13 protein-coding genes and 3 tRNA genes are annotated in these 17,155 nt (G+C 58.6%); 14 read left to right on the top strand and 2 right to left on the bottom strand.

What is annotated here, in order from left to right:
* Positions 1-56: 56 nt before the first annotated feature.
* Positions 57-1,013 carry a sugar-binding transcriptional regulator gene (locus ABRP66_RS01210; protein ID WP_349838193.1) on the bottom strand — a complete coding sequence of 319 codons (957 nt, stop codon included), beginning with the start codon at positions 1,011-1,013 and terminating at the stop codon, positions 57-59.
* A gap of 174 nt (positions 1,014-1,187) precedes the next feature.
* Here ABRP66_RS01210 and ABRP66_RS01205 point away from each other — a divergent pair.
* The 7 genes from ABRP66_RS01205 to rplA all read left to right on the top strand — a co-directional run bounded on the left by ABRP66_RS01205 (position 1,188) and on the right by rplA (position 4,504).
* Positions 1,188-1,263 (top strand) — tRNA-Thr (locus ABRP66_RS01205).
* 48 nt (positions 1,264-1,311) lie between these two features.
* Positions 1,312-1,383, top strand: a tRNA-Met gene (locus tag ABRP66_RS01200).
* A 137-nt stretch (positions 1,384-1,520) separates the two neighbouring features.
* A tRNA-Trp gene (locus ABRP66_RS01195) sits at positions 1,521-1,593 on the top strand.
* 173 nt (positions 1,594-1,766) lie between these two features.
* On the top strand, positions 1,767-2,099 hold the full coding sequence (gene secE / locus ABRP66_RS01190) for a preprotein translocase subunit SecE (RefSeq protein ID WP_284770896.1): 333 nt from the start codon (positions 1,767-1,769) through the stop codon (positions 2,097-2,099).
* Positions 2,100-2,229: 130 nt separating this feature from the next.
* The gene (gene nusG / locus ABRP66_RS01185; protein ID WP_349838192.1) at positions 2,230-3,117 is read left to right on the top strand and encodes a transcription termination/antitermination protein NusG; all 888 of its coding nucleotides are present in this window, start codon (positions 2,230-2,232) and stop codon (positions 3,115-3,117) included.
* Positions 3,118-3,287: 170 nt separating this feature from the next.
* Positions 3,288-3,731 carry a 50S ribosomal protein L11 gene (gene rplK / locus ABRP66_RS01180; protein ID WP_023016714.1) on the top strand — a complete coding sequence of 148 codons (444 nt, stop codon included), beginning with the start codon at positions 3,288-3,290 and terminating at the stop codon, positions 3,729-3,731.
* A 68-nt stretch (positions 3,732-3,799) separates the two neighbouring features.
* The gene (rplA, locus tag ABRP66_RS01175; RefSeq protein ID WP_284770898.1) at positions 3,800-4,504 is read left to right on the top strand and encodes a 50S ribosomal protein L1; all 705 of its coding nucleotides are present in this window, start codon (positions 3,800-3,802) and stop codon (positions 4,502-4,504) included.
* 110 nt (positions 4,505-4,614) lie between these two features.
* On the opposite strand, the gene ABRP66_RS01170 is transcribed toward rplA, so the two are convergent.
* Positions 4,615-5,955 (bottom strand): cryptochrome/photolyase family protein, encoded by a 1,341-nt coding sequence (locus ABRP66_RS01170; protein ID WP_349838190.1) that lies wholly within the window; start codon positions 5,953-5,955, stop codon positions 4,615-4,617.
* 286 nt (positions 5,956-6,241) lie between these two features.
* On the opposite strand from ABRP66_RS01170, the gene rplJ reads away from it, so the two are divergent.
* From rplJ to ABRP66_RS01135, 7 genes are all read left to right on the top strand, one after another.
* Positions 6,242-6,763 carry a 50S ribosomal protein L10 gene (rplJ, locus tag ABRP66_RS01165; protein WP_023025159.1) on the top strand — a complete coding sequence of 174 codons (522 nt, stop codon included), beginning with the start codon at positions 6,242-6,244 and terminating at the stop codon, positions 6,761-6,763.
* A gap of 88 nt (positions 6,764-6,851) precedes the next feature.
* A complete protein-coding gene (rplL, locus tag ABRP66_RS01160; RefSeq protein ID WP_005276856.1) occupies positions 6,852-7,241 on the top strand; it encodes a 50S ribosomal protein L7/L12 in 390 nt (129 codons plus the stop codon).
* A gap of 173 nt (positions 7,242-7,414) precedes the next feature.
* Positions 7,415-7,693 (top strand): type II toxin-antitoxin system RelE/ParE family toxin, encoded by a 279-nt coding sequence (locus ABRP66_RS01155; protein WP_284642670.1) that lies wholly within the window; start codon positions 7,415-7,417, stop codon positions 7,691-7,693.
* On the top strand, positions 7,668-8,003 hold the full coding sequence (locus ABRP66_RS01150; protein ID WP_284864783.1) for a HigA family addiction module antitoxin: 336 nt from the start codon (positions 7,668-7,670) through the stop codon (positions 8,001-8,003). Before ABRP66_RS01155 ends, ABRP66_RS01150 begins: the two co-directional genes overlap by 26 nt.
* Positions 8,004-8,079: 76 nt before the next feature.
* Positions 8,080-9,093 (top strand): cell envelope lipid trafficking protein PgfA, encoded by a 1,014-nt coding sequence (gene pgfA, locus ABRP66_RS01145; RefSeq protein WP_284864782.1) that lies wholly within the window; start codon positions 8,080-8,082, stop codon positions 9,091-9,093.
* A 376-nt stretch (positions 9,094-9,469) separates the two neighbouring features.
* Entirely contained in the window at positions 9,470-12,964 is a 3,495-nt protein-coding gene (gene rpoB, locus ABRP66_RS01140; RefSeq protein ID WP_284852519.1) for a DNA-directed RNA polymerase subunit beta, read from the top strand.
* A 132-nt stretch (positions 12,965-13,096) separates the two neighbouring features.
* Positions 13,097-17,092 carry a DNA-directed RNA polymerase subunit beta' gene (locus tag ABRP66_RS01135; RefSeq protein WP_349838188.1) on the top strand — a complete coding sequence of 1,332 codons (3,996 nt, stop codon included), beginning with the start codon at positions 13,097-13,099 and terminating at the stop codon, positions 17,090-17,092.
* Positions 17,093-17,155 lie beyond the last annotated feature (63 nt).

The following is a 17,155-nucleotide window of genomic DNA, read 5'->3' as shown; positions in this document are numbered from 1 at the left end:
CCAGTCAGTTTAGCCCCCGCGGCACCAATGTCAATGAAATAATTAACAAATGTGCATTAATGGTGAGGAAGGCGACTCTCTGTAGAGTTCACCAGTTTGTGCGCCGTGGTTTGATCCGTGACTAGGTGGGTGGCAAGGCCCATATCCAAGGCGACCTGTAGTGCCTCGGCCTTATGAGCACCGCCGGCTACTAAGACGCGGGTGGGACGCGTTGCTAAATCGCTCAGGCTAATGCCAACGGTGCGCTCATCCACCGCCTGGCTGGCAACGTCGCCTTGGGTGGTGAAAAAGCGCGAGCATACATCTCCCACAGCATTGGTGAGCAATTCTTCCTCTTCGCTTTCGGTGAGATATCCCAAATTAAGTGCGAGCGATTCTTTCTTCATCGCGCCGACGGTAAATACCGCCACGCTTACTGATGTCCCCATCTGCAAAATCTTGGCAATATGCCTATCGCGGGAGACCCACTCTTTGGCCTCGACGGAATCGAAGATCACCGGGAGGGGAAGCAGGTGTGCCTCGGCATTAAAGGCCTGGGTAAATGCCTGCATAGTCTGCAGATCCTTGGTGGAGCGCTCCGAGTGAGAATGCCCGCCCTTGAGCTGGATGATGTCCACACCCTCCAGTGGCCGCTTGCGCAAATGGGAGGCCACCGCGGACATGGTTTCGCCCCAGGACAAGCCCACCGAGGTGTGATCGGTAATGAGCTCTTCCAATAGGGCGGCGCCAGCGCTGCCTAAATCCGCGAGCAGGGATCCGCCGGGAGGGGTGGCGGTGACGCGGGCATCGGCAAGCGAAAAGCGCTCGCAGAGCGCAGAAACCAGCTCATCGGACTGCTCGCGGGGATCGGTAATACTCACGGTGACAAAGCCGCGCTCGGCGGCATGAGTGAGTAACTTGGAGACCGTCGGCCGGGAAATCCCCAGGTGAGCCGCCACCTCCGCCTGCGAGAACCCGGAGTTGTAGTAGAGCTTCGCGGCGTCGATAGAAAGACAGTCTTTATGATCCAGCATGTCTTTCATTCAAGCACACCAGGCGGGCAGGATCACCATCGTATAAGCGTCTGAAATTTCCACACTTATGCCCGCTGACGTGGCGATTTGTGCAAAGTGGAGGTGTCAGGTTACATTATTGAAGTCCGCAACGGAGAGCACAACGAAATATTGACGTGCTTGATGCTGGGATATGCCCCCTTAGCTCAGTCGGCAGAGCGTTTCCATGGTAAGGAAAAGGTCGACAGTTCGATTCTGTCAGGGGGCTCCATTCATGTCTGGAGGAAATATCTTCCTGCAGGATGAAGGTGTTCACCATGGCGGTGTAGCTCAGTGGTAGAGCAAGCGACTCATAATCGCTGTGTCGCGAGTTCAATTCTCGCCATCGCTACCGGGAAAGAAAAGCGCCATTACGGCGCTTTTTTACTACCGTGCCTATGGCCTTAACGGCGTCCTGGTTTCCGTGCGGAATTAGGTATCTGGTAAGGTCATCGGCGCGTGACTTTCTAGTGTCACGGAAAATAAAATAGGGGCGTGGCGCAATTGGTAGCGCAACGGTCTCCAAAACCGTAGGTTGCAGGTTCGAGTCCTGTCGCCCCTGCAAGGATCCCCGGCATCTGCTTTCCAGATGGCGGGGATGTTTTTGTCACAGATGCGGCTCACCCGCCCTGGCATGCTTTCCTGCCTGTGCACCTTTTGCTAGGGTTGACAAAGTTATGTCTGGGCGGAGGTTCATGCCTAGAAAAAGATTTCATTTCCCAAGGAGGGTTAGCTGTGAGCGATGAGCAGCAGCCGAAGGACTCGGCGGCCCCGCGTCCTACCGGTAAGCGCCAGCTTTCTGGTGCGGCTTCCACGACCTCCACGGACTCGGCGAAGAAGAACGTCGTCCGCGTTGAGGATAAAAACAGCACCGAGAGCCCGGGTGGCGGCGTCGCCGCATTCCCCGGCGAGGTTGTCTCTGAAATGAAGAAGGTGGTCTGGCCCACCCGTGGAGAGATGCTGCAGTACACCCTCATCACGTTCGCCTTCTTGATCGTCATCACCGCGCTTGTTTGGGGCGTCGATACCCTGGCTGGCCTCGGAGTTGAGAAGATTCTGACTAATTAGCTAGAATGGCCACCACAAACTTTTATCCCGCTGTTTCCGCACTCCGGAACGGCGGGATACTTTTTGCCCACACGCGCCGCGGGTAGGCTGGTTCTACAACACGCGCCGATGACATTTTGGAGTACCACTCATGAGCGACGAAAATAACGTCGAAAACCCAGGAACCTCCCTAGAGGAGGTCATGCAGTCCAACGTGCAGGAGCAGGCTGCAGAGCACGCCAGCGCAGTCGAGGACGCCCAAGAGGAGGCCGCAGCACCGGCTGAGGCTGACACCGCTGGCGCAGAAGACGCTGCGCTTGCCGATGCCCCTTCGGCGGAGGCCGAGGCCGCCGCAGAGGCCCCCGCCGAGACCGAGGAAGAGGCCGAGGACGCCGCTTACCGCAAGCGCCTGCGCGAATTCACCCGCGAGCTGAAGAAACAGCCGGGCCAGTGGTACATCATCCAGTGCTACTCCGGCTACGAGAACAAGGTGCGCACAAACCTCGACATGCGTGCGCAGACCCTTGAGGTGGAAGACTCCATCTTCGAGGTCGTCGTCCCCATCGAGCAGATCATGGAAAACAAGGACGGCAAGAAGAAGATTGTAAAGCGCAAGCTGCTGCCGGGCTACGTTCTGGTACGCGCTGAGCTTAACGATGCCGCCTGGTCCGTCATCCGCGAAACCCCCGGCGTTACCTCCTTCGTGGGCAATGAAGGCAACGCGACGCCGGTGAAGACCCGCGACGTGGCTAAGTTCCTCATGCCGAACGAAGCTCCCGCCACCAAGGGCGAGGCCGCTGCGAACGAGCAAGAGGGCGAGCAGGTCGTTGAAATGCCGGAGAAGGAAGTGGCCAAGAAGTACGCCCACGACTTCGAGGTGGGCGAGGCCGTTACCATCCTGTCCGGCCCGCTGGCTGCCGTGTCCGCCACCATCTCCGAAATTGACCCGGAGACCGGCAAGATACAGGGCCTAGTCTCCATCTTCGGCCGCGAAACCCCAGTGGAGTTGTCGCCGACGGAAATCGAGCGCATTTCTTAAAAAATGATTTTGTGCAGGGCGCACGGTGTTCTAGACTGGAACGCCGTGCGCCTTTTGCGTGCGCACACGTAAATCGTTTCATCCTCCGGTGGCCCACTGAGGTGAGCATCCGGACGGGCCGCGTTATTCATCGTGACGCAGGTTCGGTACCACAGGAAAGAGGTAATTCGATGGCTCCAAAGAAGAAGGTATCTGGCTTCATCAAGCTGCAGATCGAGGCTGGCGCCGCTAACCCGGCACCGCCAGTTGGCCCGGCACTGGGTGCCCACGGCGTCAACATCATGGAATTCTGCAAGGCTTATAACGCCGCTACCGAGAACCAGCGTGGCAACGTGGTTCCTGTTGAGATCACCGTCTACGAAGACCGCTCCTTCGACTTCAAGCTGAAGACCCCGCCGGCAGCCAAGCTGCTGCTGAAGGCCGCTGGCGTCCAGAAGGGTTCCGGTGTTCCGCACACCGATAAGGTCGGCACCGTCACCTGGGATCAGTGCAAGGAAATTGCACAGACCAAGTTCGAGGACCTCAACGCCCGCGACATCGAGGCCGGCGCACACATCATCGCTGGTACCGCCCGCTCCATGGGCCTTAACATCGATGGCGCACCGGAGAAGTAAAAACTTTATGTGGTAGGGCCAGCTTCGGCCCGCCAAATACCACGCCAATCCAGAAAAGGAATTGTTAAATGAGCACCAAGTCTAAGGCTTATAAGGCCGCTGCGGAACTAGTAGATAAGTCCCGCCTGTACCGTCCGATCGAGGCCGCAAAGTTGGCCAAGGAGACCTCCTCCAAGAATTTCGACGCCACCGTTGACGTCGTCTTCCGCTTGGGCGTTGACCCACGCAAGGCTGACCAGCTGGTGCGCGGCACCGTTTCCCTGCCTAACGGCACCGGTAAGGACGTTCGCGTCGCCGTCTTCGCAGAGGGCGAAAAGGCTACCGCAGCCCAGGAAGCTGGCGCTGACATCGTCGGCACCTCCGAGCTGATCGAGCAGATCAACGAGGGCAATCTGAACTTCGACGTTGCCATCGCTACCCCGGACCAGATGGCCAAGGTTGGCCGCGTCGCCCGCGTCTTGGGCCCACGTGGTCTGATGCCTAACCCGAAGACCGGTACCGTGACCAATGACGTTGCTAAGGCAATTAGCGAGGTTAAGGGCGGTAAGATCTCCTTCCGCGTGGACAAGGCTGCAAACCTGCACGCCATCCTTGGTAAGGCTTCCTTCGATGCTGAGAAGCTCGCTGAGAACTACGGCGCCCTCATGGATGAGATCCAGCGCCTGAAGCCTGCTTCCGCTAAGGGCATCTACATCAAGCGTGCCACCATCTCCACCACCTCCGGCCCAGGCATTCCTGTGGACGGCTCCGTGCAGAAGGGCTACACCGACTAAGACGGTGATAGCGCATAGCGCGTGAATGAAGACCCCGAGGATTTTCCTTGGGGTCTTTTGCATCGTTCAACAGGCCTTGCGGTGTGAACGAAAAGTCTAGGTATTGAGCGTTAGTCTGCGCCTTTGATCTCGGCGTAGGCATCTAGGGCCGCCTGGCGCGACTGCCTGAGATCCACGATGGGTGGGGTGGATAGCGTGGGAGCCCAGCAGCGGATATAGGCGCCTTCGGGGTCGAAGCGCTGTGCCTGGGTTTCAGGGTTGAAGATGCGGAAGAAGGGCGCGGCATCATCGCCGCAGCCGGCCACCCATTGCCAGTTAAATGGGTTGGACGCGGCATCGGCATCCACCAGGGTGTCCCAAAACCATTCCTCGCCTAGGCGCCAATGGATTCCCAGGTTCTTGGTGAGAAACGATCCCACCACCATGCGCACGCGATTGTGCATGTATCCGGTTTTCCAGAGTTCGCGCATACCGGCATCGACAAGTGGTATACCCGTCGTCCCGTCCTGCCAATCCCTCAGCCGCGGGTCATCCCAGGACCAGTCGAAGCGGTCGAACTGTTGCCGCACGTTGCGGGTGGCCAGATCGGGCAGGTGGTAGAGCCGGTGCCAGGCAAAGTCGCGCCACAGCAACTCGGAGTGGAACTTCTCCGCGTCGGGTTCCTCGGCGGCGGCCAGCCAAACTTCGCGTGGGGATACCTCGCCAAAGCGCAGGTGCGGCGATAGCAGAGAGGTGGCGTTGTGCGCGGGTATATCGCGTTCTCTGGCATAGTGAGTTAAGTCGAGCTGGGCTAGGCGTTCGCGCGCACCTGCCTCCCCTGGCGTCCAATACTGGGCGAGCGACGCAGCCCACTTCGGTTCAGCGGCGCTGGGATCGGGCCAGCTGCTGCTTGCCGATGCCCCCATCTCCCGCCGCGACAGCAATTCCGGCACGGGCAGCGGTTCGTCATCAGCGAGTTGGGACCGCGCGGCGGCCCCAAAGGGAGTAAAGACCTTATAAGGCTTGCCCTGGCCATTAGTTACCTCCCATGGCTCCACGAGGGTGAAACCGGGGTAGGAGGTGGCGTTAATTCCGGAATCTGCGAGCGCTGCTTTTACTGTGGCGTCGACTTCGCGCAGCGGGCCGTGGTAGCGGCGGGTCCAGGTGACGGTATCGGCGCCAATCTCCCGGGCGGTGCGGGGAATGACGGCGCGGGCATCCCCGGTAGCGCGGAGAAGCTTCACCCCGCAGGTTGCGAGGTCCTGCGCAAGGGCATAAAGCGAGCGCTCCCGCCACCAATTGCTGGCACCACCGAGGGGTCGGGTCCCGGGGTAGGCGGGCTCATCGAGAACTATGGCCACTAACTCTGGCTTTGAACCGTCTTTATCATCGGTGGCGGCTTGCGCTGCGCGGGTGAGAGCCTGGTTATCGGATAAGCGCAGGTCATCGCGAAACCACATGAGGGAAGTCATAGTAGATAGCCTACGCGGCTGGGCAATTTGGGAATACGAGGAAAGTACGGTAGTATCACTTGTGAAGTTTGAACGGCCTGGTGGCCGAGTCAAAGTTCACCGAAGACCGTTGGTCATCCATTAAGGATTGAAAGTTCTCCCCCATGGAGGCGGCCCACGCAGGAGACACTTTGCGCATTCCGCGGCATTTCCCATGTCGCACGCCCTGTGCTCTTGCACGGGGCTTTTCTTTTTGGAAGGCCCCGGCGGAAAATAAAAGAGATGTTTTGGAAGGAGGCGAGAGACAATGGCAAACCCAAAGAACACTGCAGACTTGGCAGAGCTGAAGGAGAAGCTGGCCGATTCTAGCTCCGTCGTTTTGACTGAGTACCGCGGCCTGACCGTATCCCAGCTGCAGGAGCTGCGTAACAACCTGGGCTTTGACGTTGACTACTCCGTCGCCAAGAACACCCTCTTCAAGATCGCTGCCAACGAAGCTGGCATCGAAGGTCTTGATGATTTGCTGACTGGCCCGACCGCAATTGCGTTCATCAAGGGTGAGGCAGTAGATGCTGCGAAGGTCATCACCAAGTTTGCTGATGACAACAAGGCACTCGTCATCAAGGGTGGCTACATGGACGGCGACGCATTGTCTGCGGAGCAGGTTCAGGCCATCGCCAAGCTGGACAACCGCGAGACCACCCTCGCAAAGCTGGCTGGCGCTATGAAGGGTTCTATGGCGAAGGCAGCCGCTGTCTTCAACGCTCCTGCAACCAAGGCGGTTCGCACCGTTGTTGCTCTGCAGGACAAGAAGGAAGCAGAAGCTTAAGTCGTCACAACAGACGCACACATAAAACACCGTGCTTGCTACCTCATCACCGGGGAACAAGCACACAACACAGAAAGGACTTGCCATCATGGCTAAGCTCACCAAGGACGAGCTCATTGAAGCTTTCAAGGAAATGACCCTCATCGAACTGTCTGAGTTCGTTAAGGAATTCGAGGACGTCTTCGACGTTGAGGCTGCTGCACCGGTTGCCGCTGCTGCACCGGGCGCTCCGGCTGAGGGCGGCGCTTCCGCTGCTGAGGAGCAGACCGAGTTCGACGTCGTTCTGACCGACGCTGGCGCTAAGAAGATCGGCGTTATTAAGGCTGTCCGCGAGCTCGTCTCCGGCCTGGGCCTGAAGGAAGCTAAGGAAATGGTTGAGGGTGCACCTAAGGCCATCATCGAAGGCGCTTCCAAGGACGACGCTGAGGCTGCTAAGACCAAGCTGGAAGAGGCTGGCGCTTCCGTCGAGCTCAAGTAATTTAACTGAGCTTCACGCTTTCGAAGCCCCCACTCTTACCGCGCTATACGCGGTGGGAGATGGGGGTTTCTCCCGTTTTGCGGGTTCCTTGAGCTTAGTGGGTCGTTGCGACGACTCTAATAATGATTGTCTCAGCGGTAGACTCAAGTTTCAAAGTGTGACACTATAGGATTGTGGAATTTAGGAGAGATAGCTTAGAGCTGTTTCACATTAATGGTAAATCGCCCAAGTACGTACCTCCTGAATTGCGGAAAGTATTACGCCGGAAGTTGATCATGATTGATCGATCTGCGACAGTTTCTGATTTAAGAGTTCCGCCAGCGAATCACCTGGAAAAGCTTAGAGGTCAGTTCGAAGGCTTTTATTCGATTCGAGTAAATGCACAGTGGAGGATAATTTTCCGGTGGACAGAGAAGGGAGCTATCGATGTTGACTTCATCGATTACCACTAATGGGTCTGAAGGAGCACTGGACATAGTCCCTGTGCCGCACCCAGGTGAGGTATTAAGCGAAGAGTTTTTAACGCCTTTAGGTATTACTCAATATCGCTTGGCGAAGGACGTTTTTAGCAGCAAATCCCAGATTTCAAAGCTCGTCCGTGGACGAATTGGATTGAGCGCGGATATGGCTTTGCGTCTTTCGGCGTATTTTGGCAATTCCGCCGAATTCTGGTTGGGGTTGCAAGAAGAATATGACCTTTGGTGCGCTCGTCGCACGACGGATACGAGCGGCATTATCGCGTGGGACAAGCACACGGCGTAGGAATCTTAAGTTTAGTCCGCTCGAGCCCGCCTGTAGAAACTAGGATTTGGGTGCTCGCGCTGTAGAATTAGCCCCCATGCTGCCCAAGTCCCGCATCTTTTCCGTCCTTTTACTTGGCCTCGGCGTAGCGCTGGTGGCCGCCGGAGTAGCGGCGCCGGCGTTTTTGGATTTCTCGCCGCGGTTGCCGTTGGAACTCAAAAACACCACGTGGGCCCTTAAGGATGACTCCGCGGATTCCCAAGTGGTCAACAAGGATGGCACGTCGCCTTATTCTGGGCCGATGACCTACCAGATTAATGCGAGCATCCAAGAGCCTTCAGATGAAGATACCGCGACGCTGCGCATAGGGGAGACGCGCCTGCGCGGCGATGGTCAGGGCATCGACGATTTAAGCCAGGCGCAGGTGTGGACCTATCCCATCGACCGCCTGAGCGGTGAGGCAGAGGCAGAAGCCAGCCTGAGCCACACTTTGGCTAGCCCCGAAGATCAGGTGGCCATCGACGGGTACTGGCTGAAATTCCCAGCGGATGCGGAGAAAACGAACTACCCGGTTTTTGACCCCACCCTGCGCAAGGCGGTGGACGCGGTCTTTGAAGAAGAAACTGACATAGAAGGCCGCACGGTGTATCGCTATCACCAGGAAATTGAACCAACGAACGTAGCGCAGCTGTATGCCGCCGATGGCAATATCACCTCCTTCCCCAAAGAAGATGGGGGTCAAGAACCTGGTTATTTGATGCACTCGGGCAGCCGAGACTTCTACGTCGACCAAGCCACGGGCCTAGTTGTGGGCATGGATATGGATATCGATGACTACTACGCGGACCGCGAGGGGGTAGGGTGCGAGCGAGCCTTTGTCTTTAACGGTTCTACCTCAGAGGAAAGCCGTGCGGCGCTCATCGCGGAAGCAGAATCATTCCCACGCAACCACGTGGCGGAGATTGCGCGCTGGGTAGCCCTAGGAATCGGTATCTTGCTTACCTTTATTGGGGTCATTGGGGCACTTGGAATATATGACCGTAAAAACAAGCATGTACGCCGTCGCGGAAAGAAAAACGTCACCCAAATAGCTAGGCAAAGTTCCAGCTAAGAGCCTTAAGTGTGGTTCGGGTTGCGGTTGTGTGAGTTTTTAGTGGTACGGTGCTTGTGGTTGCCGCGATAGACGCGGTGCAGCATTACTGCCGCGTTGGCGCAGCGGCGAGCGAGAGCTTGCCCCCGAACGCGGAATGAAAAAAGCCTTAAGAGTGGTGTGTCTTTACATACCTGAGTTTTTCCTATACACTAATTCGTTGCGCTGGAATCTGGATCTTCGGTGCACATTTAGCCTTTCGGGTTGGTGATGGCAAAACCGACTTGACAAGGTGATTTTGTGCATTCTGAACCCAGACACTCCACAGCAGACCGAATGCTAAAATTACCAGCGGTTTTGCTGCTCGTCGGCCAGGGCGAGTAGCAATCCGCGTGAGGTGCTGGAAGGACCCATCTTGGCAGTCTCCCGCCAGACCAAGTCAGTGGCCAATATCCCCGGAGCCCCGAAGCGATACTCGTTTGCGAAAATTAGCGAGCCTATCGCCCTGCCGGGCCTCCTTGACGTACAACTCGATTCCTTTGCTTGGCTCGTCGGCTCGCCGGAATGGCGCGAGCGTGAGCAGGCTGAGCGCGGCGATGACGCACGCGTGACGAGTGGCCTTGAGGATATCCTCGAAGAGCTCTCGCCGATTCAGGACTACTCGGGCAATATGTCCCTGTCCTTGTCGGAGCCTCGCTTCGAGCCGGTGAAAAACACCGTCGACGAGTGTAAAGAAAAGGACATCAACTACTCCGCGCCGCTGTACGTGACCGCAGAGTTCATTAATAACGACACCCAAGAGATTAAGTCGCAGACCGTCTTCATCGGTGACTTCCCGATCATGACGGATATGGGTACCTTCATCGTGAACGGTACCGAGCGCGTCATCGTCTCCCAGCTGGTGCGTTCCCCGGGCGTGTACTTCGATCGTTCCATCGATAAGTCCACCGAACGCCCGCTGCACTCCGTGAAGATCATTCCTTCCCGCGGTGCTTGGCTGGAGTTCGACGTGGACAAGCGCGATACCGTCGGCGTGCGCATTGACCGCAAGCGCCGCCAGCCGGTAACCGTCCTGTTGAAGGCGCTGGGTTGGAGCGAGGAGCAGATCAGGGAGCGCTTCAGCTTCTCTGAGCTCATGATGTCCACCCTGGAATCTGACGGTGTCTCCAACACCGATGAAGCGCTGCTGGAGATCTACCGCAAGCAGCGCCCAGGTGAGCAGCCTACCCGCGAGTTGGCGCAGTCCTTGTTGGATAACTCCTTCTTCCGCGCTAAGCGCTATGACCTTGCCAAGGTTGGCCGCTACAAGGCCAACCGCAAGCTGGGCCTTGGCGGCGACCACGACGGTCTAATGACCCTGACGGAAGAAGACATCGCCGTCACCCTGGAGTACTTGGTACGCCTGCACGTTGGCGAGCGTGAGATGAAGGCGCCAAACGGTGAGATGATCTCGCTGAACACCGACGACATCGACCACTTTGGTAACCGTCGTCTGCGCACCGTAGGTGAGCTCATCCAGAACCAGGTCCGCGTGGGCCTGTCCCGCATGGAGCGCGTCGTGCGCGAGCGCATGACCACCCAGGACGCCGAGTCCATCACGCCGACGTCCCTGATTAACGTGCGCCCGGTCTCTGCTGCTATCCGCGAGTTCTTTGGTACCTCGCAGCTCTCGCAGTTCATGGACCACAACAACTCTCTGTCCGGCCTGACCCACAAGCGCCGCCTGTCTGCGCTGGGCCCAGGCGGTCTGTCCCGTGAGCGCGCCGGCATTGAGGTGCGAGACGTGCACGCTTCGCACTACGGCCGCATGTGCCCGATTGAGACCCCTGAGGGTCCGAACATTGGCCTGATTGGTGCGCTGGCGTCCTACGCCCGCGTGAACTCCTTCGGCTTCATCGAGACCCCGTATCGCAAGGTCGTTGACGGCAAGGTTACGGACCAGGTGGAATACCTCACCGCTGATGAGGAGGATCGCTTCGCTATTGCTCAGGCCGAGGTGGAGCAGGACGAGGAAGGCCGTCTGATCGGTGAGCGCATCGAGGTCCGTTTGAAGGAGGGTGACATCGGAGTGACCGATGCCTCCGGTGTGGACTACGTTGACGTTTCCCCGCGCCAGATGGTCTCCGTTGGTACCGCCATGATTCCGTTCTTGGAGCATGACGATGCTAACCGTGCCTTGATGGGTGCGAACATGCAGAAGCAGGCGGTTCCGCTGGTTCGTTCCGAGGCCCCACTGGTGGGTACCGGTATGGAGCAGCGCGCTGCTTATGACGCTGGCGACGTCGTCATCACGCCAAAGGCCGGTGTGGTGGAAAACGTCACCGCTGATGTCATCACCATCATGGACGATGAGGGCCAGCGCGATACCTACATCCTGCGCAAGTTCGAGCGCACTAACCAGGGCACCAACTACAACCAGACCCCGCTGGTGTCCATGGGTCAGCGCGTAGAGGCCGGCCAGGTTTTGGCCGATGGCCCGGGTACCCACAACGGCGAGATGTCGCTTGGCCGCAACCTGCTGGTTGCGTTCATGCCGTGGGAAGGCCACAACTACGAGGACGCCATCATCCTCAACCAGCGCATCGTGGAAGAGGACATCCTGACATCCGTCCACATCGAGGAGCACGAGATCGATGCTCGTGACACCAAGCTGGGCGCCGAGGAAATCACCCGCGAGATTCCAAACGTCTCCGAGGACGTCTTGAGCGACCTCGACGAGCGCGGCATCATCCGCATCGGTGCTGACGTCCGTGCCGGCGATATCCTGGTGGGTAAGGTCACCCCGAAGGGTGAGACCGAGCTGACTCCGGAAGAGCGCCTGTTGCGCGCCATCTTCGGTGAGAAGGCCCGCGAGGTTCGCGATACCTCCATGAAGGTTCCGCACGGTGAGGTGGGCAAGGTCATTGGCGTTGCTCGCTTCTCCCGCGATGATGATGACGACTTGGCACCTGGCGTCAACGAGATGATCCGCGTCTACGTTGCGCAAAAGCGCAAGATCCAGGACGGCGATAAGATGGCCGGCCGCCACGGCAACAAGGGTGTTGTGGGCAAGATTCTGCCGCCAGAGGATATGCCGTTCATGGAGGACGGCACCCCGGTGGACATCTTGCTGAACACCCACGGTGTGCCGCGTCGTATGAACATCGGCCAGGTGCTTGAGCTGCACTTGGGATGGTTGGCTCACGCTGGTTGGAAGGTCGACACCGAGGATCCGGCTAACGCCGAGCTTCTCAAGACCTTGCCGGAAGAGCTTTACGATGTCCCAGCGGACTCCCTGACCGCCACCCCGGTCTTCGATGGTGCTACCAACCACGAGATCGAGCGCCTGTTGGCATCGTCCCGCCCGAACCGCGACGGCGACGTACTGGTCAACGAGCACGGTAAGGCCACGCTTTTCGATGGCCGCTCCGGCGAGCCGTACAAGTACCCCATCTCCGTGGGCTACATGTACATGCTCAAGCTGCACCACTTGGTCGATGAGAAGATTCACGCTCGTTCCACTGGTCCTTACTCCATGATTACCCAGCAGCCACTGGGTGGTAAGGCTCAGTTCGGTGGCCAGCGCTTCGGTGAGATGGAGGTGTGGGCAATGCAGGCTTATGGCGCTGCCTACACCCTGCAGGAGCTCTTGACCATTAAGTCCGATGACGTGGTGGGCCGCGTGAAGGTCTACGAGGCCATCGTGAAGGGCGACAACATCCCAGATCCGGGCATCCCTGAGTCCTTCAAGGTGTTGCTCAAGGAGCTGCAGTCCCTGTGCCTGAACGTGGAAGTTCTTTCCACCGACGGCACTCCGATGGAGCTGTCTGGCTCTGATGACGATGACATGGATAGCCCATCGCTTGGCATTAACTTGTCCCGCGATGAGGGCTCTTCCGCAGACATCGCCTAAATAGATTCTCGGTCCACTGCGGAATGCATGGTTCCGGTGCCTAACACCGGGACCGCCGCGGGCGGGCAATAAAGATTAATTCATTAAAAGCCATCAATTCCTCAGATGACGAGGATGAAAGGGAGACATTACGTGTTTGACGTAAATCTCTTCGACGAGCTCCGGATCGGTCTGGCCACTGCTGACGATATCCGTCGCTGGTCTAAGGGCGAGGTTAAAAAGCCCGAGACCATTAACTACCGCACGCTGAAGCCGGAAAAGGACGGCTTGTTCTGCGAGCGCATTTTCGGACCTACCCGTGACTGGGAGTGTGCTTGTGGTAAGTACAAGCGCGTCCGTTACAAGGGCATCATCTGTGAGCGTTGCGGCGTAGAGGTCACCAAGTCCAAGGTGCGCCGTGAGCGCATGGGCCACATTGAACTGGCCGCTCCGGTAACCCACATCTGGTACTTCAAGGGCGTTCCTTCCCGCCTAGGCTACCTGCTGGACCTGGCTCCGAAGGACCTTGAGCGCATCATCTACTTCGCTGCCAACATCATCACCTCGGTTGATGAAGAGGCTCGCCACAACGACCAGTCCACTCTGGAAGCAGAAATGCTGCTGGAAAAGAAGGACGTTGAGGACGATACCGAGTCCGAGATCGCAGAGCGCGCTTCCAAGCTCGAGTCCGACTTGGCAGAACTGGAGGCAGTCGGTGCGCGTGCCGATGCCCGCAAGAAGGTACAGAACGCTGCCGATAAGGAAATGCAGCACCTCCGCGAGCGCGGCGAGCGCGAGGTCGCGCGCTTGGATGAAATCTGGAACACCTTCCTGAAGCTTGCTCCGAAGCAGATGGTCATCGATGAGACCATTTACGAAGAGCTGGTTGACCGCTACGAGGATTACTTCACCGGCGGCATGGGTGCAGAAGCCATCCAGACCTTGGTACGCAATTTCGACCTCGAGGCAGAGGCCGAGGAGCTGCGTGAGATCATCAACAACGGCAAGGGCCAAAAGAAGATGCGCGCGCTTAAGCGCCTCAAGGTTGTTGCCGCATTCCTGAACTCCGGCAATGACCCGGCAGGCATGGTGCTGGACGCAATTCCGGTTATCCCGCCTGAGCTGCGCCCGATGGTGCAGCTGGACGGTGGCCGCTTCGCCACCTCGGACCTGAATGACCTGTACCGCCGCGTTATCAACCGCAATAACCGCCTGAAGCGCATGATCGACCTGGGTGCACCAGAGATCATCGTGAATAACGAGAAGCGCATGCTGCAGGAGTCTGTGGACGCGCTCTTCGATAACGGCCGCCGTGGCCGTCCGGTTACCGGCCCGGGCAACCGCCCGTTGAAGTCTCTGTCTGACTTGCTCAAGGGTAAGCAGGGGCGTTTCCGGCAGAACCTGCTGGGTAAGCGCGTGGACTACTCCGGTCGTTCCGTTATTATCGTCGGCCCCCAGCTGAAGCTGCACGAGTGTGGTCTGCCGAAGCTCATGGCACTCGAGCTGTTCAAGCCCTTCGTTATGAAGCGCTTGGTCGAAAACGACTACGCCCAGAACATCAAGTCTGCAAAGCGCATGGTGGAGCGCCAGCGCCCAGAGGTGTGGGACGTGCTGGAGCAGGCCATTTCTGAGCACCCTGTGATGCTCAACCGTGCGCCTACGCTGCACCGCCTGGGTATTCAGGCCTTCGAGCCGAAGCTGGTTGAGGGTAAGGCTATTCAGCTGCACCCGCTGGCCTGTGAGGCCTTCAACGCCGACTTCGACGGTGACCAGATGGCAGTTCACCTGCCGCTATCCGCAGAAGCACAGGCAGAGGCTCGCGTGCTGATGCTGGCTTCCAACAACATTCTGTCCCCGGCATCCGGTAAGCCGCTGGCTATGCCGCGTCTGGACATGGTGACCGGCCTGTACTACCTCACCATGGACAAGGCAGAGGACGAGATCGGCGGCAACGGTCGCTACCGCGAGGCTGGCGAGGACTACCCGGCAACCGGCGTCTACTCCTCCTACGCTGAGGCCCTGATGGCGTATGACCGTGGCACGGTTGGTCTGCAGGCGCCGATCAAGGTCCGCATCGATCACCTGCGTCCGCCAGAGGACATCGAGGCAGAGCTCTTCCCAGATGGATGGTCCAAGGGCCAGGCATGGTTGGGCTACACCACCATCGGCCGCATCATGTTCAACGAGCTGCTGCCGTGGAACTACCCGTACCTTGAGGGCATCATGGTCCGCAAGGGCGGCGGCACCGACGGCAAGGTGCTCATTGGTGACGTGGTCAATGACTTGGCCACCAAGTACCCAATGATCACCGTGGCCCAGGTTCTGGACAACATGAAGGACGCTGGCTTCTACTGGGCAACCCGTTCCGGTGTGACCATTACGATGTCTGACGTGCTGGTGCTGCCGAATAAGACCGAGATCCTCGAGTCTTATGAGAAGGAAGCAGAGCGCATCGAGCGTAAGTACTGGGAGCAGGGTGTTCTCACGGAGCGCGAGCGTTATGACCGCCTGGTTGAGCTGTGGAAGGATGCTACCGACACCGTTGGTGAGGCCGTCGAGAACATCTACCCGGATTACAACCCAATTCCGATGATTGTGAAGTCGGGTGCTGCCGGTAACATGCGTCAGATCTGGACGCTGGCCGGTATGAAGGGCATGGTTGTGAACTCGCACGGTGATTACATCACCCGTCCTATTAAGACCTCCTTCCGCGAAGGCCTGTCCGTGCTGGAGTACTTCAACAACTCCCACGGTTCCCGTAAGGGTCTGGCCGATACCGCGCTGCGTACCGCTGACTCGGGTTACCTCACCCGCCGTCTGGTGGACGTCGCTCAGGACGTCATCGTCCGCGAAGAGGACTGTGGCACCCGCCAGGGCGTGCGCGTTCCTATCGGCGAGGTTTCCGGCGACAAGGTCGTCCTCTCCGAGCTGTGGGAGACCTCCGCTTCCGGTCGCGTGCTTGCCACCGATGTCAAGGATGAGAACGGCGAAGTCGTCGCAGAGGCTGGTGCAGACTTGACCGAGGAGCTTACGCAGAAGCTTCTCGATGCCAAGGTCACCGACGTCAAGGTTCGCTCCGTGCTGACCTGCCAGACCCCGGCTGGTGTCTGTGCTAAGTGCTACGGCAAGTCCATGGCATCCGGCCAGTTGGTCGACATCGGCGAGGCCGTCGGCATCGTGGCTGCACAGTCCATTGGTGAGCCTGGTACCCAGCTGACCATGCGTACCTTCCACCAGGGTGGTGTCGGTGGCGACATTACCGGTGGTCTGCCGCGTGTGCAGGAGCTCTTCGAGGCCCGTAACCCGAAGAACCGCGCACCGATTGCCTCCGTGGACGGCACCGTGTCCTTGTCCGATGAAGGTAACTTCTGGACCATGACCATTACCCCGGATGACGGCTCTGATGACGTGGTTTACGAGAAGCTGTCCAAGCGCCAGGGTCTGGCCCAGGTGCGTCGCCCGATGGAGTCCAACCCGGATGCGATGATCGAGCGTTCCTTGCGGGACGGCGACCACGTTGAGACCGGTGACCGGTTGATGCGTGGTGCGGCTGACCCGCACGACGTGCTCGAGGTTCTGGGCCGTCGCGGCGTGGAGCAGCACCTCATCAACGAGGTGCAGGCCGTGTACCGCACCCAGGGTGTGGCTATCCACGACAAGCACATCGAGATCATCATCCGCCAGATGCTGCGCCGCGGTACCGTCATCGACGCCGGTACCACGGAGCTGCTGCCGGGTAACCTGATCGACCTTTCTGAGGCCAAGCAGATGAACGCTGCACAGGTCGCAGAAGGCGGCGAGCCGGCACAGCTGCGCTCGGAGATCATGGGTATTACCAAGGCCTCCTTGGCTACCGAGTCTTGGCTGTCCGCAGCTTCGTTCCAGGAGACCACGCGTGTGCTTACCGATGCCGCTATTAACAAGCGCTCCGATAAGCTCATCGGTCTCAAGGAGAACGTCATCATCGGTAAGCTGATCCCGGCCGGTACCGGTATCTCGCGCTACCGCAATATCTCCGTCAAGCCGACCGAGGCTGCGCGCAACGCCGCATACTCGATTCCGACTTACGGCGATTCCATCTACGGCGATGATGGCTTCGGTGAATTCACCGGCGCTTCCGTCCCGCTAGATGAGGACTTCACCTTCTAAGTCCTAGAGCGCGTGTGCCCCGCGGTACCGCGTCCAGTCAGAGCCCCTGCTTCCGTGTGTAAC

This window comes from Corynebacterium sp. KPL2680 (assembly GCF_040225675.1).
Lineage (GTDB): Bacteria > Actinomycetota > Actinomycetes > Mycobacteriales > Mycobacteriaceae > Corynebacterium > Corynebacterium rhinophilum.
Note: the sequence above shows the minus strand (reverse complement) of the source record. Positions and strands in the feature narration are given on the sequence as shown.

Bases quoted from the DNA above. Each gene is read 5' to 3' on its own strand.
- ABRP66_RS01170 (WP_349838190.1), bottom strand. From the start codon at position 5,955: ATGACTTCCCTCATGTGGTTTCGCGATGACCTGCGCTTATCCGATAAC.
- rplK (WP_023016714.1), top strand. From the start codon at position 3,288: ATGGCTCCAAAGAAGAAGGTATCTGGCTTCATCAAGCTGCAGATCGAG.
- ABRP66_RS01210 (WP_349838193.1), bottom strand. From the start codon at position 1,013: ATGCTGGATCATAAAGACTGTCTTTCTATCGACGCCGCGAAGCTCTAC.
- rplL (WP_005276856.1), top strand. From the start codon at position 6,852: ATGGCTAAGCTCACCAAGGACGAGCTCATTGAAGCTTTCAAGGAAATG.
- rplA (WP_284770898.1), top strand. From the start codon at position 3,800: ATGAGCACCAAGTCTAAGGCTTATAAGGCCGCTGCGGAACTAGTAGAT.
- rplJ (WP_023025159.1), top strand. From the start codon at position 6,242: ATGGCAAACCCAAAGAACACTGCAGACTTGGCAGAGCTGAAGGAGAAG.
- ABRP66_RS01150 (WP_284864783.1), top strand. From the start codon at position 7,668: ATGTTGACTTCATCGATTACCACTAATGGGTCTGAAGGAGCACTGGAC.
- nusG (WP_349838192.1), top strand. From the start codon at position 2,230: ATGAGCGACGAAAATAACGTCGAAAACCCAGGAACCTCCCTAGAGGAG.
- pgfA (WP_284864782.1), top strand. From the start codon at position 8,080: ATGCTGCCCAAGTCCCGCATCTTTTCCGTCCTTTTACTTGGCCTCGGC.